The sequence below is a fragment of the Staphylococcus saprophyticus subsp. saprophyticus ATCC 15305 = NCTC 7292 genome (assembly GCF_000010125.1).
Taxonomy (GTDB): domain Bacteria; phylum Bacillota; class Bacilli; order Staphylococcales; family Staphylococcaceae; genus Staphylococcus; species Staphylococcus saprophyticus.
In genome coordinates this window covers 1-22,440 of record NC_007351.1, presented here as the reverse complement: position 1 = coordinate 22,440, position 22,440 = coordinate 1, and the positions used below count along the sequence as shown (strand labels likewise).

Below are 22,440 nucleotides of genomic sequence, written 5' to 3'. Positions count from 1 at the left end.
AAACAAAGTTTTGCAGTAACATGTTACATGTAACAAACAACACAAAGAATATATAAGAATGAATTAAGAACAACGAGATTATGTATAAGTTGAAAGAAACAAGTTTTGCAGTAACATGTTACATGTGACAAACAACACAAAGAATATATAAGAATGAATTAAGAACAATGAGATTATGTATAAGTTGAAAGAAACAAAGTTTTGCAGTAACATGTTACATGTAACAAACAACACAAAGAATATATAAGAATGAATTAAGAACAACGAGATTATGTATAAGTTGAAAGAAACAAAGTTTTGCAGTAACATGTTACATGTAACAAACAACACAAAGAATATATAAGAATGAATTAAGAACAATGAGATTATGTAGGAGGGTTATTTTGAATATAATAACAGTTGGAAATTTTAAAGGTGGCGTAGGTAAAACTACAGTATCTACATTACTTTCTTATATTGCATCTGAAAACTATAACAAAAAGGTTCTTTTAATAGATTTTGATCCTCAAGGTAACGCTACTCAAATTATGAAAAGAACTTATCCAGAATTTAAAGAGGAATCACTTTCATTCATAAATATGCTAAAAAGTGGAAATATAGATGAAAGTATCATTAGATTAACTTCTAATTTATCATTATTGCCCGCTGATTCGTCTTTGGCTAATTTATCCGATATTATTTCAAAAACAGACATTTTGAAAAAAAGATATATTTTAAAAAATGTGGTAGAAAAAATTGAAAAAATTTATGATTTCGATTATGTATTTATAGATGTGCCACCTACTATAAATTCAGATTTTACTAATAATGCTGTTTACGCAAGTAATTATATTTTAATGGTATTTCAAACACAACAATCAGCTTATGAGAGCAGTCTTTCTTTTGTTAATTTTCTAAGAGATAGAAAAAAAGAGTCAGATTTACCATTTGAATTAGTTGGTGCAGTTCCAGTATTAATAAAAAAAAATGGACGAGTAGATAAACAAATATTAGAGATGTCTAAATCTGCGTTTTCTGAAGCATTATTTGAACACCAAATATATCAAAGAGAAAGAATAAAAAAGTTCGCTGCTGATGGGATAAAAGATAAAGATATGCATGATAAAAAAGTCATACATATGTTCAACAAAGTATATGAAGAATTAGTTAGTAGAATTAAATTAATTGAGGAGGAATGAAATGTATGGCTGGATTTTTAGATAATATAGATACTTCGGAAGTGAAATACACAGAGAATTATAGACCTATATCTAAAAGTACAACAATGAGAGTAGATACTGATATTAAGAAAAGGCTAAACCAAATGGCGTTAGATAAAGATACGTCTATAAAATCAATAATTGATAAAGTTTTAGAAGAATTTTTAGAAAATAATAAGTATTAAAAAGTTAATTTATAGTAATTTTTCAAATAAAGAAAATGCTAAAATGCGTCACTATACTAGTGACGCATTTTTTGTAACTTCTGATAATCATCGATTATGTTAATAAATGCAAAATCAAACAGAACTTTTTTAATGTTAGCAACAATTTTTATTACCATTTTCTTTTTTCTCATTATTTTCGTCTTTTTTGTCTGTTTTCTCTTCAATTTCAACTGAACAACATGACTGTTCTTGAGGTTTTAATTTTTTTAATGCGTCTTTGATACCCATTTACTTCACCTCCTTAAATGATTAAGTTAACAATTAGACCAGTAGCAATAGCTACGACTAAAATTGCTATAACAAAAGATATTACAAATTTCTTTTTAAATAATTTAGATAACAATACAACTTCAGGAATACTTGCTCCTGCGCCACCTATAATTAATGCTACGACTGTTCCCAGTGACATACCTTTAGATACTAAAGCTTCAGCTATAGGAAGCATTGTTTCTGGTCTAATATACATAGGTATACCAATAACAGAAGCAATAATAACAGAGATAATACTATCGCCACTCGCATATTGTGTTATAAAGCTTTCTGGAATAAATCCATAAATAAATGCACCGATAAATACACCAATAATTAAATAAGGTAACATTGGATATAGGAAAGCCCAAGCATCATTTAGCGCTTGCTTAACACGAGATCCTGATTTATTAGTGAAAAATCCATCACCTTTGACATTAACGCCTTTATAACTCTTTGCTAAATTCACTTTTGAAAAAACAAGGCCAGTTAAAATGCTGAATATCGCTAATACAACAAAATAAACAACAGCAACTTTCCACCCTAATAAAATCCATAGCATAAATATCATGAGTGGATTCATGAGTGGCGAAGCGATTAAGAAACTCATAGCTGGACCAAACGGAACTTTAGAGTTTAACAAACCTGCAAGTATAGGAATAGTAGAACAAGAACAAAATGGTGTAATAGCACCAAAAATCATTCCCAAAATATAATTAATAACTTGATTAGGTTTACTTAAAAAGTGTTTTATTTTCTCTTCTGAAACTATTTGCTGGATTATACTTACAATAAAACTCACTACTATGAATAGTACTAATAATTCAAAAAATAGCATTAAAAACGTCTTTATGAATTCTATACTTGAATCTAACATTAATATAAGTCCTCCAAATTTATTTAATCAACTTTTTTTGATATATAAATTAAAAAAAGTTGATTAATATGATGTATAAGAAGATAAATCCTATAATATTTTACAGCAAGTATCTTCAGTTAATACAACTTGAATTTGTGCTTCATTGATTTTGTAGTAGTTCCAAGTACCGTATTTTTCAGGTATTAAAATCTGTGCACTTACTAGTTTTTTTAAATGATATGAAATTTTAGATTGTTTTAAATCTAATAACTCCTCTAAGTCGCATACACATAGTGATTTATTAGGGCTTTGACTAATTTGATTAAGTATTTTTAATCTATTTTTGTCAGCAAGTGCATTAAACATGTTTTCATAAAAATCTAATTGTTGATCTTCATTCATATCAGTTTTTGCTTTAATAACTTCCATAAAAAGAGCACCTCTTTTTTATAATATTTGATTAGAGTTTATATTATCTTTATTTCAATTCTTGTATTGCTTGTTTGTAGTTATTTTCTGTTGATTCACCATACTGATGAATATTACCTTTAAAGAACTCCTTCTCCATATATATTGTAGCTTCTTTTAAAGTGACTTCTCTTGATACCATAACAAGATTTAAATAACTTACAAAGTAACCAACAGATAAAGTACTTGCGTGGTTTACTCGCAATCAGGCACACCTCCTTATTGTCTAAATAATTTTATTCCATTTAATATATCAACTTTTTTTGATATATTAAATATAAATCAATATATACATTATTGCAAGATTAAAAAACTATAATTTTACATAAACTTAGACATGCTCCACAGCAATAGTAAAAATATTTTCTTCCTAGCTATATTATTAGAAACTCAAATTAAGTAAAATTTTAAAAATCCAAATCAATACATAGACACTAATCTATATAGATGTTAATCTATGGTAGTAAAATAATTAATGAGGTGAGTATAATGTTAAATATTGAAATATACGAAGAAGCTATGTGCTGTTCTACTGGCGTATGTGGTCCAGAACCGGATGAAACACTAATAAAGACGAACCAAATCAATGAATATTTAAAACAAAATCAAATAGAAGTTCAACGTTATAATATGAGTAACAATCCGAATGAATTTATTAAAAATAAAGAAGCTATTCGTTTAATTCAAGAAAAAGGTAATGAAGTTTTACCAATCACTTTTATAGAAGGCAATATAGCTAAAACGGGTACTTATATTACCCAAGAAGAAGCCGATGAAATTATTACGGTTAATCAGATGAGAAATGGAGGATGCTGTGATGGAGATGGATGCTGTTAAATACTTAAATAAATTGAATTTAGATAATGTTGAGTTAACAAAATATTTGTTTTTTACTGGTAAAGGTGGCGTAGGCAAAACGACGATATCAAGTTCTATTGCTTTAAACTTAGCGGAAAATGGAAAGAAAGTAGCTTTAGTAAGTACTGATCCAGCTAGTAATTTACAAGATGTATTTCAAATGGAATTATCTAATAAATTAACTAAATATCAACCTATACCTAATCTCTCTATAGCCAATTTTGACCCGATTGCTGCTGCAGACGATTATAAAGCACAATCTATAGAACCTTATGAGGGTATTCTACCAGAAGATGTGCTTTCTGAGATGAAAGAACAGTTAAGTGGTTCGTGTACAGTTGAAGTAGCAGCGTTTAATGAATTTACAAATTTTTTATCCGATAAAACTTTAGAACAAGAATTTGATTTCATTATATTTGATACAGCTCCAACAGGTCACACCTTGAGAATGCTTGAATTACCTTCTGCATGGACAGATTATTTAAATACAACGAGTAATGACGCTTCTTGCTTAGGTCAATTATCGGGTTTAAATGAAAATAGAGGTAAATATAATTCAGCACTTGAAAAACTACGTAACCAAGACGATACGACCATGATGTTAGTTGCGAAACCTAGCCACTCTTCTATATATGAAATTCAAAGAGCGCAACAAGAATTACAACAACTATCAATTTCTAAATTCAAAGTAGTCATTAACAACTATATAGAAGAAAGTCACGGTTTAATTTCGAGTCAGATGAAATCAGAACAAGATAAAAACATTAATCATTTTACTGAATGGTTAAATAACAATCATGCTTATTACGTTCCATATAAAAAGCAGAAAGAAGAAGGTATAGAAAGTTTAACTAATCTATTAAATGATGATAACTTAATTGAAAATGATGACTTTATTGTTGAAGATCATCCGCAATTCAATAAATTAACAGATGAAATTGAAAATAGTAAAGTTCAATATTTATTTACAATGGGAAAAGGTGGCGTTGGTAAAACGACAGTAGCAACGCAATTAGCTACAGCATTATCTAATAAAGGACATCGTGTTCTTTTAGCAACTACTGACCCTACTAAAGAAATTAATGTTGAAACCACAAGTAATTTAAATACTGCTTATATTGATGAAGAACAAGCATTAGAAAAGTATAAAAAAGAAGTACTAGCCACAGTGAATGATGATACACCACAAGACGATATTGATTATATTATGGAAGATTTAAAATCACCTTGTACAGAAGAAATAGCATTTTTCAAAGCCTTTAGTGACATTATGGAGAACCAAGAAGACATGGATTACGTAATTGTAGATACAGCTCCTACAGGCCATACCTTGTTGTTACTTGATTCTAGTGAAAATCACCATAAAGAACTAAAGAAAAAATCAACTCAAACTACCAGTAATGTTGAAACGTTATTACCTAAAATTCAAAATCAAGATTTAACACAGATGATAATCGTAACACTAGCAGAAAAAACACCTTATTTAGAATCTAAACGTTTAGTAGAAGATTTAAATAGAGCCGATATAGGACATAATTGGTGGGTCGTTAATCAATCATTAGTTACGCTAAATCAACGTGATGACCTTTTTAGTAACAAAAAAGAAGATGAATCGATTTGGATAAACAAGATTAAAAATGAAAGTCTTAATAATTACTTTGTCATACCTTATGGAGGGTTAGAATATTGAAAAAAATTGTTATCATTGGTTCAGTTGCTGCCGGTACGAGTGTCGCGGCTAAAGCAAGAAGAAATAGTGAAGATGTTGAAATTACCGTTTTTGATAAAGATAGTGATATTTCGTATTCCGTATGTGGTATCCCCTACTATATAGGCGGTAATGTATCTGATATTGATGAACTCACGCCACGAAATGCTAAATGGTTTAAAGAACGCTTTAATATAGATATTTATACAGAATATGAAGTGAATAAGATAAATGATAGTGATCAAACAATAACAGTTACTAATTTAGTAAATGATGAAAAGATGATTCAAAAATATGACGAATTAGTATTAGCAACAGGTTCATCGCCTAAAGAACTCCCTCAATTAAATAGCGAAGAATATAATAATGTGTTTAAAGTTAAAAATATTAATGATGCCAAAGCAATTTATAATTATATTAATGACCATGATGTTCAGAATATAACAATCGTTGGCGGTGGATTTATTGGTTTAGAGATGTTAGAACAATTATCTAATTACAACACTTCAATTGTTCAACGTAACACTTTTATGCCTCATTTAGACTACGATATGAGTTTTATGATTCAAGAATATATTGAAGATAAAGCTAACGTATATACCTATAATGAAATTGACATTATTGATTATGATGAGAATCATACGATAAATAGAGTCAGCTTAAAAACTGGCGAATTAATTGATACAGACTTAATCATTATTGGGATTGGTGTCACACCAAATACTAAATTAGCTAAAGAAATTGGTATTAATATTGGAGAATCTGGAGCAATACAAACCAATAAGTATTTGGAAACAAATATTCCTCATATATATGCAATTGGTGATGCAGCAGAAAGTTATAATTTAATTACTGGTAATCCTATATATAGACCGCTAGGTTCTACAGCAAATAAAATGGGTCGTATTTTAGGAGATCGATTAACTGGTGGAAATCTAGAACATAAAGGCATTTTAGGCACAGGCATTGTCCGTATCTTTGATATGACAATTGCCCAGACAGGTTTAACCGAAAAAGAAGCTGTTGAGTTAGAAATTGATATTGATGTATTACACAATGTGAAACCGAATCGTCCAGAATATATGCAAGGTCAAGAAATGGTAATTAAAGCTATATTTGATAAAAATAATTCTAAATTACTTGGTGCGCAAATAGTTGGGTATGAGGGCGTAGACAAGAGAATTGATGTACTAGCTACTGCTATAACATTTGGTGCCAAAGCAGAAGATTTATTTCATTTAGATTTAGCATATGCACCTCCTTTTTCTACAACTAAAGATCCTGTTATTTATACAGGGATGATTGGTCACAATATTACTCGGGGACGTAAAATTATAACGCCTGAAGAAGTCGTAAAACAAAAAAATGATTTATTGATTTTAGATGTACGTTCTCCAAAGCAATTTGAAGTTGATCATGTTGATGGAGCGATTAACGTCCCATTGAAAACGTTGAGAAGTTATGCAAAAACGTTAGATGAAAATCAAACAATCGTGACTTATTGTAATAAAGGTACTACTGGTAATGCTGCACAAAACGTACTTATTAATTTAGGCTTTAAACAAGTATATAATTTATCAGGTGGCAATAAAAATTATCAACGATATAAAAGATTTCAAGTAGAAAGGGAGAAGAAAAATTGAATTATAATGAGATATCACAATACTTGAAAGTGATTGCTGATAGTAGCCGTCTTGAAATATTAGATTTGTTATCTTGTGGTGAATTATGCGCTTGTGATTTATTAGAGCATTTTTCTTTTTCTCAACCCACATTAAGTCATCATATGAAAGTATTAAAAGACAATAATTTAATTACATCCAGAAAAGATGGTAATAAAAATTTATACAAATTGAATCATGACGTATTGGATGACGTTACATCACGACTGACTCTATTGAGTTCCAGTACTGTCCCATGTATATGTGAAACAGTAGAGAAAGGTGAGTGTTAATGATGACGATATTAGCAATCACAATATTTGTATTAACGTTAATTTTTGTTATATGGCAACCTAAAGGTCTAGATATTGGTATTACTGCATTAATTGGTGCTGTAGTTGCTATAATCACTGGCGTTGTAAGCTTTTCAGACGTACTAGAAGTTACTGGAATTGTTTGGAATGCGACCTTAACTTTTGTTGCAGTTATTCTTATTTCACTCATATTAGATGAAATTGGCTTCTTTGAATGGTCTGCTATACATATGGTGAGAGCATCAAAAGGTAGCGGATTGAAAATGTTTATCTTTATCATGCTATTAGGTTCAGTTGTAGCAGCCTTCTTCGCAAATGATGGTGCAGCTTTAATACTGACGCCTATTGTTTTAGCAATGGTACGTAGTCTAGGTTTTGATAAAAAAGCGATATTTCCATTTATTATTGCTAGTGGTTTTATTGCAGATACCACATCATTACCACTTATTGTTAGTAATTTAGTTAATATTGTTTCTGCTGATTACTTTGATATTGGATTTGTTGAGTACTTCAGTAAAATGATTATACCTAATATATTCTCTCTGATTGCTAGTATTCTCGTCTTATGGTTATATTTTAGAAAGTCTATCCCAGGAAAATTTGATGCAGTAAATATTAGAGAACCAAAAGAAGCGATTAAGGACAAAAAGCTTTTTAACATCTCGTGGATTGTACTCACTGTATTGCTAGTTGGTTATTTAATAAGTGAATTTATAAATATTCCAGTATCAATTATTGCTGGTATCATTGCTTTAATATTTGTATTATTAGCGCGTAAATCTAAAGCCGTGCATACGAAACAAGTAATTAAAGGTGCGCCATGGAATATTGTTTTATTCTCTATTGGTATGTATCTCGTCGTATTTGGTTTGAAAAACGTGGGCATTACAACACTTCTTGGTGATGTACTAACAAACATTTCAAGTTATGGCTTATTTAGCAGCATTATGGGTATGGGCTTTGTAGCTGCATTCCTATCCTCTATTATGAATAACATGCCAACCGTTTTAATAGATGCAATAGCAATTGGTCAATCGAGTGCTACAGGAATATTAAAAGAAGGTATGATTTATGCGAATATTATCGGATCTGATTTGGGGCCTAAGATAACACCAATTGGTTCGTTAGCCACACTTCTTTGGTTACACGTACTAACTCAAAAAGGTGTCAAGATTTCTTGGGGAACCTATTTTAAGACCGGAATTATTATCACAATCCCTGTTTTATTTGTAACCCTATTAGGTCTATATTTAACACTAATAATTTTTTAAAAGAGAGGTAATAATAAATGGATAAGAAAACAATTTACTTTATATGTACTGGTAATTCTTGTCGTAGTCAAATGGCTGAGGGCTGGGGAAGAGAAATACTCGGCGAAGAATGGAATGTTTACTCAGCAGGTATCGAAACGCATGGCGTAAATCCTAAGGCGATAGAAGCTATGAAAGAAGTGGATATTGACATATCAAACCATACTTCTGATTTAATTGATAATAAAATTTTAAGACAATCAGACCTAGTTGTTACACTTTGTAGTGATGCTGATGAGAATTGTCCAGTCATCCCGCCTAATGTAAAAAAAGAACATTGGGGCTTTGATGACCCAGCAGGTAAATCTTGGTCAGAATTTCAACGTGTAAGAGATGAAATAGGTCAAAAGATCAAGCAATTTTATGATAATTAAGTTAATATAAAATTCAAAAACAGAGGATAAGCATTGTTATATGTGCTTATCCTCTGTTTTATATAATGATATTTGCTGCTTACCTTTTTCTGTTAGTTCTGCATATATTGTTGTGCCACATATAGGAAAACACCCATTGTAGAATAACTCTATATTTTTTGCTAAATCTTGCCTCGCTATGCTTTCAAGTGCTAATAAAAAATTTTTTCGCTTACATCTAAAGTTTTAAAATCTACACTTTATTCTTCTCTAATCGATAACAGTACATTATACACTAAATCTTGTTTTAACAACGTTCATCACCTCTTATTTATCTAGATGACGATACAAGGTTGCTCTACTTATATTTGTCTGTTCTTTTATCTCATCTAAAGTGTATTTTTTGCTCATATACATCTCAATAGCATCTCTAAGGTTATTATCATCGCGTTTGGGTCTACCCTAATCGAACCATTATCGATGCTAGCAAAACAGTATTTCTGTATGTATGATTAGAGTACTAAAAATGATCCTTATTAAGATGAAATTTGTTTTTGAAACGATTAAGAGGCACCTTGGTCAACCAATGGTGCCTCTTTGATATGAATTCTAATAATAACCATATATGTAAGCGATACCAAGAATGTCATTTATTAAACCCTCAGTAAATTGTTAGTGAGCAGAGTTATTGTTATTTTAAATATGTATTATTACACTGTGTATGATGGGCATATAGGGGGAATAGTAATGGTTAACTCTGATAAAAAAGAAATAGAAATAAGCAAAACAAATGAAACACGATCTAATGAAATATCGAAAATGATTGAAGAGGGTGGTTTGGGCGCTGACCAGTATTACACTATAGACAAGCAGCAACCCAATCAAAAAATTTTAATAGAAAATATTGATCAATTCAAAGACGAAATAAGTCAAAAAGATAACGACGATTTAATTGATTTATTAATACTAAATGCTCAGGAAAACATCAACTCAAAAGGTAACCATGCTTTGATTATTATAAAAAAAGAACTGCTTAGCCGAATGTAATAAAAATGAAATTTAAAAAACTGAGACACCTAAAGATTTAGGTGTATTTGCTATTCTAATAATAAGGAGAAAAAATTTATGAAAGTAAAAGACCAACAACCCTATATCTTAGATAATGAGCTAGGCTCAAGAGAAGAAGTTGAAATAGACGAGCAAAGAATTAAAGAATTAGAAGAATATGATGAGCAAGAAGATAAAAATCCTAATAATAAAATTATTATTTTTACAACTATACTGATATTTATTTTAACCATAATTTTATCTGTTATTATACAGACGAATAAAAAATAGATAAAATCTTTAAAGTTAAAAATGTTCGTTTTTGACACAAAACCTCTTAAATTAAAATTAAGAGGTTTTTCTTGGATATTTAAGTCTATAAACTTGTGCTATAATCAATGTGTCGAAAATATCAAAAATCATGAGTTTTCAGACGATGAGAGACGTGCTTATTTGCATCGAGAAATAGATTTTATTAATAAGTTCCCATAAAACGATTAAAAGAGGTGGTATTGAAATGGCTAAAATTGGTTATGCACGTGTATCAACACAAGATCAAAGTCTTGATGGACAAATTGATACACTTAAAGACTATGGTTGTGAACGTATCTTTAGCGAAAAAGTGAGTGGTCGCAAAACGAAAAGAACAGAACTTGATAAGTGTTTAGACTATTTACGTGAAGGAGACATCCTAGTTATCTATAAATTAGATCGTCTTGGACGTACAACAAAACAATTAATTGATCTGTCTCAATGGTTAGATGAAAACGGCATTGATTTACATATTATTGATATGAATGTGTCAACCAAAGATGCGATGGGAAAAATGTTTTTTACAATGATGAGTGCATTTGCAGAACTTGAAGCTAACTTATTAAGTGAACGTACGAAAAAAGGTCTAGAAGCTGCGAGAGCAAGAGGGAGAAAAGGCGGCCGTCCTTCTTTGCCAGATTATAAGAAAAGAGAAATCAAATTCTTATACGATGAACAAAAACTTACAGGCGAAGAGATTGCTAAACAGACAGATGTTAGTCGTTCAACGGTATACAGAATAATAAAAAATAATTAGTTTAAAAAACTGGTAACGTGAAGAAATAATAAAAAGGGAGGAAATTTATTGGAACTTAGACATATGCAGTATTTTGTAGAAGTCGTAAAGCAAAAAAGTATGACCAAAGCAGCATCTAATCTTTTTATCACACAACCCACAATTAGTAATACAATTAAATTATTAGAAGAAGAATTAGATGTAAATTTATTTAATAGGTATAAAAACCAAATATACTTAACTGACGCAGGAGAAGCTTTCTTTTTCCAATGTAAAGAAATGCTTAAAATGTATGATAATATCCCTAATGAGTTAAGTAATTTATTAGAATTAAAAAAGGGACATTTGAAAATTGGAATCCCTACTATTATTAATATAAGAAGATTAATTGGCTTAATTTCGGAATTTCATGAAATGTATCCTAATATAACTTTTCAACTTTTTGAAAATGGTAGTAAAAAAATTGAAAACGATGTATATTATGGTGATTTGGACATGGGAATTACTGTACTTCCTACAAATAATAAAAACTTTGATATATTCTCTTTTTTAGAAGAAAAATTAAAACTGGTCGTTCATAAAAATCATGAATTATCTAAAAAAACAAAGATTGATATTGAAGATTTACAAGAACAAGAATTTATTTTATTCAATTCTGATTTCTATTTAAACGATAAAATCAAAAATACATGTAGAAATTATGGCTTTAATCCTAATATAATTTTTGAAACCACCCAATGGAGCTTCATAGAAGAAATGTTATTAAATAATCTAGGGATATGTATATTACCCGAAGGAATACTAGGCTTATTAGATAATAATTTACAAGCCATCGATATTAATGAACCTTCTATGAAATGGGAACTTGGTATTATTTGGAGAAAAGATATTATAGTTGATTCTTTAACAAAAAATTGGATTAAATTTCTCCAAGAAAACTTCTTAATTAACTATTAAATATAAAGGTATTTGAGAAATTTATAGCTGTATAAAAAAAAGATATTTTATATTTATATACTCTCGCTCTATAATTAGAACATAAACATTATAGAAACGGGAGTTTTTTATGGAAAATTATAAATTTCCTAGTGACAGTAAAATTGTCAGTACGGATCAAGTATTAATTAATGATTTAAACAATTATAATACCCTATTTGGGGGGGTATTAATGAAAAAAATTGATAATAACGCAACGCTATCAGCTAGAAGACATGCAAGAGTTAAAGAATGTGTTACAGCTTCTACAGATTCAGTAGAATTTTTATATCCAATCACCCAATCTGATTCAGTTTGTATAGAATCTTATGTAGTTTATACAGGAGAAAAGTCTATGGAAATATTTTGTAAAGTCATTTCAGAAGATATGATCACTGCAGAAAGAAAAATTGCTGCTGTAGCTTTTCTTACTTTTGTAGCTTTGGATGAAAAGAAAAAACCAATTAAAGTACCCAAAATCTCTCCTCAGTCCAAAGAAGAAAAATTATTATTTATGGATGGCGAAGAAAGAGCTAAAATGCGAAAAATTAAAAGATCACAAACTAAAAATATAATTGAGTCTCTTGATATCAATAAACCATGGGAATTGGAGTAGTGATAAAATGATAAATGAAATGGAAGAATTAAACCAAGTTAAGTTAGATTTGAAAAAACTAAGAAACAAGTTTCCTAATATGTATGAAAAGTTAGAATATATAGCTAGTTTGACAAGACAATTAAGTATCCATTATAAATATTTAGGATTACTAATGTTTTCAGATAACCGTGAAATTATTCAAAATAAGCGACCAACTTTAATAAGAGAATCTGTTTTAAAATTATATGAACAAGAAGTTAAAAAAGTTAAAAAAGATAGTAATTTTGTAATTTTTAAAGATATGATGTTAAAATTCCAAAATGTGAACTACTCACAAATATTTCTTATTATTTTAGGTGCCGAACCTAGTTTTGTATTTAAAAATACAATTATTAAATAATAACTTTATTAACAATCCCTAGATTAATGAATTATAAAAACTCACAAATTTCTTGACTAAATAAAACTATATTTTAGCTAATAAAAGAGCTTCCCTAAATTTAGAGAGGCTCTTTTATTAATTTTTATAACTTAATGAGAATTTTTGCTTGTGATTTATCGTTTATGAGTTTTTCAAATCCTGATTCGACAATATCATCTAGCTCTATCTCATCAGTAATAACATCTTTAACTTTTAAATTACCTTCATTAATTAAATCTATTGTTTTTGAAATGTAGTAGGTGTATAAGCAATTGTCGAAGTGAGCTTTACACCTGTATTTGTTAATTGCATTGGATTCCATTCAATAGGATGACCAAATATAGACACTATAACGACAGTTTTAAATATAAGTTGATTTATCAATAAATTTGGACATAAAATTTATTTTTTAATGATATAGTATAGCAATATTGCTATTTGAATAAAGTTATATAACCTATATAATGAGGATGAATAATTAGAAGAAAGGTGAATTTAATGAAAAAGTTAAGGTATAATAATTTAAGTAATAAAACCAGATTAAATCATCAATTTAAATTTTCTACTATGGCACTCATTATTAGCACTTCTTTGATGGGGTATAGTATGACTTCGACACCATCAGTAGAAGCAAAAGATAAGGCTGATTTAAATATTGAGACGCATTCGAATAGTGAAAATACGCTAGAAAAACGCATTCAAGAAGGTAAAGAGAAAATTGATAAATTAAAAAACATCAAAGATAGTCAGAAAGATGCTTCTATTAAAGAAATTACAAAAGCTAAAAGCACAGAAGAAGTTGAAGCAATATTGAAGAAAGCAAAAAAAGTTGATAATAAAATCATTGAACAGAATAGAGTGCAGAGTCATTTAATTGAAAATGACAAAAAGGAAGTATCTGAAGATAAGAAAAGTGTGAAAAGTGAGTTAGATAGTAAAAAAAATATAGTTTCTTCTGTTAAAGAAAAGTCTAACCATATTGAAGAACAAGATAGTATTGACTTGTTCGATCAAGAAGACCTGCAAGATAATACGTTTGATGCTAATTTAAATCAAAGAGATACAAAGCAAGATATATCTCATTTAGTTGATATGGGTAAACTAAATGAAGAAAGTAAAGATATAGCAGATATGAATGATAGTGAAGAAAATAAAAATACGGCTTCAGAAAAAGACGAAGGCGCTGTTAAAGAAAACAACCAAGACGGTTTAGCATTTAAAGATACATCTAATACTAAGAGTAATCAAATGCAACAATCAGACGAAATTAAAAAAGACATCGATAAAGTTACGACAAACCATTCAAAAGTAAAAGATAATTTAGATTATTATGTCGAAAATAAAGAAAATAATTTAAAGATATTGGATTCAAAGCTTTCTGAACGAGACTCAATATCTGCTAAAAACAAAGAAAAATTGAAAAAGGAAATAGAAAAAACGCAACAAAGTCTAAAAAAACAAAATGACGTTGTATTAAATCATTTACAATCTGTAAATAATAAAGAACAAGCTGTAAAAGATATTGTTAGTGGTACTTTTGATGAAAAGAGTGCACAATCTATTTTAGAACGTATAGATACAAAAGGTAAAACAGATCAACAAATCGCGAGTCAAGTTGTTAGTGAGTTAGATAACTTATCTACTACTACGAGTGATGATATTTTAAAATCTATGTTTGATAAAACATCTGATAAGCAAGAACTTATTAAAACAATTCTATTAACTAAATTTGATCATATAGATACATCAAAAATCGTTGATGAAATAATGCATAAAAATCCTAGTAACGAACAAATTGTAGCTTTAATCAAACATCATTTTGGGGACAATGTTACAAGTGATGATATTTTAGAAAATATATTGGACCAATCTCATGATAAACGTAAAGCTTTAGAAACAATGCTAGCTACGAAATTAAATGATGCTAAAGCTAAAGCGCTTGCTGACGTTATTGCCAAAAAAGAAGATTCTAAGCATAACTTATTAAATCTAATGAAATCGGGAATTAATAATGAGTTGAATGATCTATTAAAGGCTGATAAAGACATAAGTAAATTTAAAGATGATATGCATGGTTTGTTTGAACCATTAAAATATACGCCAAGTTTATCTAATAAATTTGATGGGAGTTTGTTAGACAGAGCTGAACAGATGCGAAAATTAAGTGGAAATTCAAAATTACTTGGTACACCAAGTCTATTTGACGATTTATTCAATAGAAACAGTATATTAGATGGAATTAAGGATATATCTAATCCTTCGCCTGGGCGTGCTTTATCTCTAGGTGATTCCTCGGGTAGCTTTTTAAGTGGTTTATTTGACAATAATGGTGATTTTTCTTTACCTGATACAGGAACAGTAGTAAAAAAATCAACAATTCCATTAGGGATTCTACTTTTCATTATAGGTGGTGGATTAATATGGTTCATCAAACGAAATAAATCGAAAAATTGTAAATATTAAATTATAACGTATTTTAGTACGAGTTAATTTATATAGTATATTGAAAATGCTCCATTCAAAGTGAACACTAGTAAGTGGAACTTTGAATGGAGCATTTGTATTTTGAATGAATAAAAGCTAAATTAAACACTTTAATAAAGAAAATAAAAGGAATATTTAAATTTACTAGTTATTACCTGTAATGTAACTCAATTCAGTTGCAGCATCTGCATCAATTGTTCTATAAGAAACGATACCAAGTCCTTTAATGTTTGATTCTGATATAACGATAGAACCATCATCGTTAACTTTTTCTACAAAAGCTACATGACCGTAGATCTGGTCTGCCCCTTGTTGACCTGCCTCAAATACAACGGCAGTGTGAGCTTTTGGTGTTGAAGAAACAGCATAATCTTTTCTTTCTGCTCGATTATTCCAGTTTCGTGCGTCGCCTAAATCACCACTCACATATTTGTCGAACTGTGCCATGCGATTATAAACATACCATGTACATTGCCCATGAGGATAAGGAGAGTCATTTGTTGTTTCTGAAAATGGTTTGAAGGCTGAATCATAATCATCCTTGTTCGCTTTGTAGTTATCTAAATCAGGCATTTTTTTATTATCAAACTGTGTTAAGTCATAGTGGTTGATAATACTATTTAATTTGTCCGCGTATTGTGAATCAGTCGCGTATGTGGTAGCCAAATGCATTGTTGCTGAACGGTAACTATAAGCTTCACTTTTCCATGTTGGTTTATAAATGTCCTGGTTACCATCGATGCCGTGTTTGATTAAATTGGCATAATCTTCCAATGATTCTTTTTTGCTTGGATAGCTGCGGAAGTTTGCTGAAATTTGGAACGTATGGTTGCCATTATCTTCGAGTGTATTAAATGTAGCCGACTGACCTTCATAAGCTCCTTTTATTCCAAATAAATTGAAATGGGGTGAACTAGCAAGATCGCTAGTGCCTGAGTCAGATTCTAATATGGCTTGGGCAATCATAACAGATGCATAAATATCTTCATCTTGACCTATGTCGTGAGCGTCTTGTGCAACTGTTTTAATAAAATCTCGTGTATTTTTACTTTCAGTAATTGTTATATCGTTAGAATTGTTATTATCATCCGATAAATTTGGCAATTGTTGGAAAGTTGCAGTAGATCTGATGTTTGATTGGTTTATGTCGTTTTCAAATGATTGAGCTGGCTTTTCTTTTTTAGCTAATTGTGATTCAGACGGTAATTGAGGGTTAGCATTTGTATTCGATGCCTGTTTTTCAGAATTATTTTTCTTACTTTTACTATTTCCATTTGATAAATCATCTTTTTGAGCATCATATTGTTTTTTATTATTTTTAGCATCTTCACTATACTCGTCTAAAATTGCATCTAATACTTTATCGTCAGATTTTGTATCTGATTTATCAGCATTTTCGTTATCACTGTTGGCATTATCGTTTTCAGTAGCAGGTGTGTCATTATCTTTGTTGTCTAGATTATCAGCATCATTATTTGCTTCTTCATAAGATTGATCTTGTTGGGAGGATTGTTTTGACTCACCATCATCTTTTTTTTGATTTTTATCAACTGGAAGTTTGTTTGATTCAGACTTATTATCTATATCATCGTTCTCTGACTTCTCAGATGACTGTACATCATCAATGTCATCTTGTAGTGAACCCTTATCACTATTCTTTTCTAAATTGTTAGTATTTGATTCGTCACTATCATCCGAATATGTCGTATTTGGATTTATTTGATCTATAGATGTATTATCATTGTGACTGTCATTCTTCTCGTTTTGTACATCGTTATTCTCTATAGTAGAAGTTTGTTTCATTTTATTATTAGAGAACAGTTGATTTAATAATTCAGATAGCCCATCCTTGTCACTCCTAAAAGGTTCTGGCTTGAAAACATTCAAACTATCATAAGACGATGAATCATTAAATGAATTTTCAAATGAACTTGGTATTTTTTCATTGGATGATTTATTATCAGAAGTTTTATGTCTTTTATTATTAATATCTTCTGTAGTCCTTTCATCTTTTGTACTATTTAACTTACTCTTGCGTTCACTATTTTCCTTTTCATCACTAGCTTTATTCTTTTCATCATTTCCATTTTTTGATGAATGTGATTGCTTAGCTTGCTCCTCATCTTTTTCCTTATACACGTCATTTGATTCAGAAGTTGTGGCACTTTTTTCTAAAGATTCGGCACTAACATCGTTGATAGAAAATGATGGAATAAGTAAAGAAGTTGAAAGCAAACAGACTAATAATTTTTGTTGCTTCATGAAAATACCTCTTTTCTAAAATATATTATTTTGCTATGTACAAACTATGGTTTGTCTTGGTACACTGTAAACAGACTTAGATTTAGTTGATACATATCAACTATAAAATGAATAGACTTTGTTAATGCATTCAGTATATCAACTTATATGAAATTAACAAATAGTAATTTTAAATTTATGTAAGAAAAATCAATAGATACAGTTTTAGAGGTGTATAAATGAAGAACGCAATAAAATTATTTGTAATGGATTTGAAAAAGATTGCTAAGACGCCTGCTGTTTTAGTGATTTTAGGAGGTTTAGCACTTCTTCCTTCTTTTTATGCTTGGTTTAACTTAGAAGCGACATGGGATCCATACGGTAATACTAAAAATATTAAAGTGGCTGTTGTAAATGAGGATAAGGGAGATACAGTTAAAGATAAAAATGTGAACGTGGGCAATAAAATCACCAATAAACTAAAGAAAGATGATAACTTTGATTGGCAATTTGTAAGTCGAAAAAAAGCCGATCATGATTTGAAGATGGGCGATTATTACGCGGCCATTTACATACCAGAGAAGTTTACACACCAAATTACCGGCACACTTCGAAAAAACCCACAGCAAGCAGACGTAGAATACAAAGTGAATCAAAAACTTAATGCGATTGCGCCTAAAATGACAAATGCAGGGACGAGTGCCATTGTTCAAAAAGCAAATGAACAATTTAATGAGACAGTAACAAAAGCATTATTAGATGAAGCAAATCGACTTGGCGTGAAACTTGAGGAAGAAATTCCAACCATAAATAAAATTGAAGATGCAGTATCTAAAGCTAATGATTCTATACCCAAAATTAATGATTTTGCTGATAAAATAATATATTTAGATGAAAATCAGGATGAAATTGACAATTATGCTGATGAATTTAGAGCGTTAGGAAATCATAAAGGTGAGGTTATAGATGCTGCAGATAAATTAAACCAAGTTAATGCGGCCATTCCGACATTAAATGAGCGAGCTAAATTGATATTGGCATTAAATGACTACATGCCAAATATTGAGAATGCCTTGAATGTTGCATCTAATGATGTACCAGAAGCTTTTCCAAAAATTAATCGTGGTGTAGACCTTGCAAGCGCAGGGGTTGACGCAGGGTTACAAGGCCTGAATGAAGCGCAAGGATATTTACCTGCAGTGCAACAGCGTGTCGAAGGCTATCAAGAAGTCGTTGATAATGCACAAGAAGCAAATCAAAATGCTAATAATCGATTACAAGAAAATGTTGAAACTGAGCAGCAAAGTTCTAAAGGGTCAGATAGTTATTCAAATATTAAAACTTCGCAAATAAGTAATAGTAATAGCGACAATGCTGGAAATAATCAAAATGGAACAGCAATAAGTAGTGAAGATGTAAGCGCAATGGAATCTTCACTATCAAAATCATTATTATCTTTATCCAATTATACCGACAAACAAGCGGAAAGTAGTCAAGAAGATATTAATGCGCTAAAAAATGTCACTTACGGTATTATATCTACAGATAAGCCAAAAGATTTCAAAGAAACTTTAGATAATATTAAATCTAGGCTTGAAGTAACAAGTAAGTCCAATCAAAAGTTTATAGATATATTATCAGAGCTTGAAGATAGAGAAAAGGTAGATCTTTCTGATGAGATTAAGGAATTAGAGTCAGCAAATAATAGAATTAATAATTTAATTAAGACACAAAATCAACTTAGTGAAGCACTTTCGAATGGAAGTTCTGGTAAAGAAGAAGCAGTAGAATTACTTAAAGAAATTCCACGCGTGAATAGTAGCTTAGATGATTTAAGAAACTATATTAAGTCAGAACTAAACCAAAAATTATTAGATGTATCTAATGATGTGATGTCATTATTAGATGACGGCGATATAAAACTATCAACTGTTCAATCGAAATTAAACACAATTGATCAAGTTATAAATTCAGGAGAAAGTATTTTAACTACTGGTAAGGATAGAGTTGAGACGATTCAAAGTGCACTACCAGTCATTGAGCAAAGATATATGGATGCAATGTCTATTGCTCAAAATTATTATCCACAATTTAAACAAAGTGTTTCTAACGCAGCATCATTTATTGAAAATGACTTGCCAGGTTTAGAACAACAGTTATCTGATACAACAGCAACTGTGAACAATACAATACCTACACTGTTTAATCGCTATGATAATTTGGTAGATATTTTAGATACAAATCAACCACGTGCAAAAGAAAGCTTGCACAATTTGGCAGATTTTGCACGTAATCAATTACCAGATGTTGAAAAAGATCTGGCTAAAGCGAACAAACTATTTGACGAGATTGAAGACGACGATGCAGTGGATAAAATGGTAGACTTATTGAAAAATGATTTGAAAAAACAAGCTAATGTAATCGCAAATCCAATTAATATAGATCAAAAAGACATATTTCCTGTGAAAGACTACGGTTCAGCAAGCACACCATTTTACACAGCATTAGCAATATGGGTAGGAGCTTTATTACTAGTAAGTTTATTAACGACAGATAATAAACATAAATCATTAGAGCCACATCTAACGACAAGAGAAATTTATCTAGGAAAGAGTGGGTTGTTTTACACGTTGGGTATTATCCAAGCACTCATCGTATCAATTGGAGATATGGTGATACTGAAAGCGCAAGTTGAATCTGTTGTATGGTTTATTGCTATATCAGTATTCTCATCACTTGTATTTATTTCAATTGTGTATACTTTAGTGTCATTGTTAGGAAATCCAGGGAAAGCAATTGCAATCATCTTCCTTGTACTACAAATAGCAGGTGGTGGAGGAACCTTCCCTATCCAAGTTACACCAGAGTTCTTCCAAGTCATTCACCCTTATTTACCTTTCTCTTATTCAATAGATGCTTTAAGAGAAGCAGTTGGAGGACCTGTACCTGAAATTTTAACTAAAAAATTAGTGATACTTTCATTATTTGGTATAGGATTTTTATTAATTGGTGTTATCTTTAAACCAATTACTGATCCACTGATGAGAAAAGCAACTGAAAAAGCTGAAGAAAGTGATGTAATGGAATAAAGTTATTATGCTTATAATAAGTAATATTTAATTTTTAAAAAATCAATGATGGTTGAAAAACGATAGTTTAGTAAGGAAGGTTAATATGGAGCATAAAGAGGGAAACTTAGAAATAATAATTAACCAATTCTATGATGCTACAGCGAATATTAATAAAGCAATTACTAACATGGTTAAAGAATTGGAACCAGGTCGTTACTTATCTTATGAACAAATAGAAACAATGTATTTTATTCAGCATAATGAAAAAGTATCGATTAACGACTTAGCAAATAAGCAACGTACTTATAAGACAGCTGCATCAAAACGTGTTAAGAAGTTAGAAAGCAAAGGTTATGTGCAACGAGTTTATTCGAATGATAAACGTACTAAATTATTGAGTTTGACGCATAATGGAGAACGCTTATTAAAAGAAATGAAAATAAACTTAACAAAAGAAATAAAGTTACTTTTGTTAAGTTGTTTTGTTAGAGAAGATTTTGAAAAATTTATGTATCAGCTCATGAATTTTGAAAAGACATTTTTAAAAAAGTACTACTAGAGTAAATTAATTTAGATAGTTGAAAAATGAAATTTCAATGTTTATTTGTCACTTTACTTGGTATATGAGAATGATTTCACTTAATATTTGAAGTCGCTTGTTTAGTAACTAAATTTAATAAAAAGGCATAATAATTTCTAATAACGATTACTTATGTTAATACCTATGATTATTACTTTTAATTGTATCTAGAAAGTCAATGCTCTAACTACAAATTGAAGAAACTAGTTTATCAAGGTTTAATTCTATTTCATTCAATTTACAACCTACTTTAGGGGGAACTACTGGTTAGACAGTTCTTTCAATGATTTTGTCTTGCTCTAATTCTCGAAGTTTTCTTATTAACATACGCTGATTGATATAAGGTAGTGTATTTTGTAATTCACTTAATCTTAAACGATTACTTTTCTAAAATTAGTAGCTATGATTGCAGTACAAGATTTAGATGATTTAGACGCAGATTATATCGCTGTTCATACTGGTTATGACTTACAAGCTGAAGGTCAATCTCCTTTAGAAAGTTTACGTAAAGTTAAATCTGTAATTAGTAATTCTAAAGTAGCAGTCGCAGGTGGTATTAAACCAGATACAATTAAAGATATTGTTGCAGAAAATCCTGATTTAATTATTGTTGGTGGCGGCATTGCAAATGCTGATGACCCTGTAGAAGCTGCTAAACAATGTCGTGATATTGTAGATGCCCATACAAATGCATAATCAGTTACAATTAATATTAAATAAGATTAAACTAAACAGATAAAAATGCACATGTAATTTGTGAAAAAACTAG

At 29.9% G+C, this 22,440-nt stretch carries 22 protein-coding genes and 4 pseudogenes; 18 read left to right on the top strand and 8 right to left on the bottom strand.

Annotated elements, in window-relative coordinates; genetic code table 11:
* The first annotated feature begins 383 nt into the window (after positions 1-383).
* Both SSP_RS12390 and SSP_RS12385 read left to right on the top strand, forming a co-directional pair.
* Positions 384-1,178 carry a ParA family protein gene (locus SSP_RS12390; protein WP_002448023.1) on the top strand — a complete coding sequence of 265 codons (795 nt, stop codon included), beginning with the start codon at positions 384-386 and terminating at the stop codon, positions 1,176-1,178.
* 5 nt (positions 1,179-1,183) lie between these two features.
* The gene (locus tag SSP_RS12385) at positions 1,184-1,384 is read left to right on the top strand and encodes a hypothetical protein (protein ID WP_002448025.1); all 201 of its coding nucleotides are present in this window, start codon (positions 1,184-1,186) and stop codon (positions 1,382-1,384) included.
* Between the two features lie 135 nt (positions 1,385-1,519).
* Here the strand turns inward: SSP_RS12385 and SSP_RS12375 are convergent, their stop codons facing one another.
* The 4 genes from SSP_RS12375 to SSP_RS12360 all read right to left on the bottom strand — a co-directional run bounded on the left by SSP_RS12375 (position 1,520) and on the right by SSP_RS12360 (position 3,207).
* Complete coding sequence (locus SSP_RS12375) at positions 1,520-1,654, bottom strand: hypothetical protein (protein WP_002509686.1); 135 nt, start codon at positions 1,652-1,654, stop codon at positions 1,520-1,522.
* 13 nt (positions 1,655-1,667) lie between these two features.
* Complete coding sequence (locus SSP_RS12370; protein ID WP_011304046.1) at positions 1,668-2,552, bottom strand: permease; 885 nt, start codon at positions 2,550-2,552, stop codon at positions 1,668-1,670.
* 90 nt (positions 2,553-2,642) lie between these two features.
* Entirely contained in the window at positions 2,643-2,963 is a 321-nt protein-coding gene (locus SSP_RS12365; RefSeq protein WP_011304045.1) for an ArsR/SmtB family transcription factor, read from the bottom strand.
* Between the two features lie 49 nt (positions 2,964-3,012).
* Entirely contained in the window at positions 3,013-3,207 is a 195-nt protein-coding gene (locus tag SSP_RS12360; protein WP_002509689.1) for a hypothetical protein, read from the bottom strand.
* Between the two features lie 284 nt (positions 3,208-3,491).
* Between SSP_RS12360 and arsD the strand changes: the two genes are divergently transcribed.
* Genes arsD through arsC form a run of 6 tightly spaced genes read left to right on the top strand, consistent with a single transcriptional unit; the run spans position 3,492 to position 9,227 of the window.
* Entirely contained in the window at positions 3,492-3,839 is a 348-nt protein-coding gene (gene arsD, locus SSP_RS12355) for an arsenite efflux transporter metallochaperone ArsD (protein ID WP_011304044.1), read from the top strand.
* Positions 3,820-5,550, top strand: coding sequence for an arsenical pump-driving ATPase (gene arsA / locus SSP_RS12350; RefSeq protein WP_041785003.1), 1,731 nt, complete (start codon positions 3,820-3,822; stop codon positions 5,548-5,550). Before arsD ends, arsA begins: the two co-directional genes overlap by 20 nt.
* On the top strand, positions 5,547-7,211 hold the full coding sequence (locus tag SSP_RS12345) for an FAD-dependent oxidoreductase (protein ID WP_011304042.1): 1,665 nt from the start codon (positions 5,547-5,549) through the stop codon (positions 7,209-7,211). Before arsA ends, SSP_RS12345 begins: the two co-directional genes overlap by 4 nt.
* Positions 7,208-7,522, top strand: a complete 315-nt coding sequence (locus SSP_RS12340) for an ArsR/SmtB family transcription factor (RefSeq protein ID WP_002509693.1) — start codon at positions 7,208-7,210, stop codon at positions 7,520-7,522. The genes SSP_RS12345 and SSP_RS12340 overlap by 4 nt, the downstream gene beginning before the upstream one ends.
* Positions 7,522-8,814, top strand: coding sequence for an arsenite efflux transporter membrane subunit ArsB (arsB, locus tag SSP_RS12335; RefSeq protein ID WP_077460980.1), 1,293 nt, complete (start codon positions 7,522-7,524; stop codon positions 8,812-8,814). Before SSP_RS12340 ends, arsB begins: the two co-directional genes overlap by 1 nt.
* A gap of 17 nt (positions 8,815-8,831) precedes the next feature.
* Positions 8,832-9,227 (top strand): arsenate reductase (thioredoxin), encoded by a 396-nt coding sequence (gene arsC / locus SSP_RS12330; protein ID WP_002509695.1) that lies wholly within the window; start codon positions 8,832-8,834, stop codon positions 9,225-9,227.
* 306 nt (positions 9,228-9,533) lie between these two features.
* Here arsC and SSP_RS12865 read toward each other — a convergent pair.
* Positions 9,534-9,668 (bottom strand): annotated as a pseudogene (locus SSP_RS12865) (helix-turn-helix domain-containing protein); the annotation flags it as partial.
* A 285-nt stretch (positions 9,669-9,953) separates the two neighbouring features.
* On the opposite strand from SSP_RS12865, the gene SSP_RS12325 reads away from it, so the two are divergent.
* From SSP_RS12325 to SSP_RS12300, 6 genes are all read left to right on the top strand, one after another.
* Positions 9,954-10,253 (top strand): hypothetical protein, encoded by a 300-nt coding sequence (locus SSP_RS12325; RefSeq protein WP_002508712.1) that lies wholly within the window; start codon positions 9,954-9,956, stop codon positions 10,251-10,253.
* 78 nt (positions 10,254-10,331) lie between these two features.
* Positions 10,332-10,544 (top strand): hypothetical protein, encoded by a 213-nt coding sequence (locus SSP_RS12320; protein WP_002508713.1) that lies wholly within the window; start codon positions 10,332-10,334, stop codon positions 10,542-10,544.
* Positions 10,545-10,770: 226 nt separating this feature from the next.
* Positions 10,771-11,322: a recombinase family protein gene (locus SSP_RS12315; RefSeq protein ID WP_011304040.1), complete on the top strand. Its 552-nt coding sequence runs from the start codon at positions 10,771-10,773 to the stop codon at positions 11,320-11,322.
* A gap of 48 nt (positions 11,323-11,370) precedes the next feature.
* A complete protein-coding gene (gene cidR / locus SSP_RS12310; protein WP_011304039.1) occupies positions 11,371-12,258 on the top strand; it encodes a cidABC operon transcriptional activator CidR in 888 nt (295 codons plus the stop codon).
* Between the two features lie 109 nt (positions 12,259-12,367).
* A complete protein-coding gene (locus SSP_RS12305; protein WP_011304038.1) occupies positions 12,368-12,892 on the top strand; it encodes an acyl-CoA thioesterase in 525 nt (174 codons plus the stop codon).
* Positions 12,893-12,899: 7 nt separating this feature from the next.
* Positions 12,900-13,274 (top strand): hypothetical protein, encoded by a 375-nt coding sequence (locus SSP_RS12300; protein WP_011304037.1) that lies wholly within the window; start codon positions 12,900-12,902, stop codon positions 13,272-13,274.
* Positions 13,275-13,398: 124 nt separating this feature from the next.
* Here SSP_RS12300 and SSP_RS12860 read toward each other — a convergent pair.
* Positions 13,399-13,655 (bottom strand): annotated as a pseudogene (locus SSP_RS12860) (butanediol dehydrogenase); the annotation flags it as partial.
* 246 nt (positions 13,656-13,901) lie between these two features.
* On the opposite strand from SSP_RS12860, the gene SSP_RS12295 reads away from it, so the two are divergent.
* The gene (locus SSP_RS12295; protein ID WP_226956096.1) at positions 13,902-15,758 is read left to right on the top strand and encodes a GA module-containing protein; all 1,857 of its coding nucleotides are present in this window, start codon (positions 13,902-13,904) and stop codon (positions 15,756-15,758) included.
* Positions 15,759-15,923: 165 nt separating this feature from the next.
* Here SSP_RS12295 and SSP_RS12290 read toward each other — a convergent pair whose 3' ends face one another.
* Positions 15,924-18,041, bottom strand: a complete 2,118-nt coding sequence (locus SSP_RS12290) for an amidase domain-containing protein (RefSeq protein ID WP_011304033.1) — start codon at positions 18,039-18,041, stop codon at positions 15,924-15,926.
* A gap of 218 nt (positions 18,042-18,259) precedes the next feature.
* On the opposite strand from SSP_RS12290, the gene SSP_RS12285 reads away from it, so the two are divergent.
* Together SSP_RS12285 and SSP_RS12280 are read left to right on the top strand one after the other, a co-directional pair.
* A complete protein-coding gene (locus SSP_RS12285; protein WP_011304032.1) occupies positions 18,260-21,109 on the top strand; it encodes a YhgE/Pip domain-containing protein in 2,850 nt (949 codons plus the stop codon).
* 85 nt (positions 21,110-21,194) lie between these two features.
* Complete coding sequence (locus SSP_RS12280; protein WP_011304031.1) at positions 21,195-21,650, top strand: MarR family winged helix-turn-helix transcriptional regulator; 456 nt, start codon at positions 21,195-21,197, stop codon at positions 21,648-21,650.
* Between the two features lie 204 nt (positions 21,651-21,854).
* On the opposite strand, the pseudogene SSP_RS12855 reads toward SSP_RS12280, so the two are convergent.
* Positions 21,855-22,046, bottom strand: a pseudogene (locus SSP_RS12855) (winged helix-turn-helix transcriptional regulator); the annotation flags it as partial.
* A gap of 18 nt (positions 22,047-22,064) precedes the next feature.
* Here SSP_RS12855 and SSP_RS12275 point away from each other — a divergent pair.
* Positions 22,065-22,367, top strand: a pseudogene (locus SSP_RS12275) (orotidine 5'-phosphate decarboxylase / HUMPS family protein); the annotation flags it as partial.
* Between the last annotated feature and the right edge of the window lie 73 nt (positions 22,368-22,440).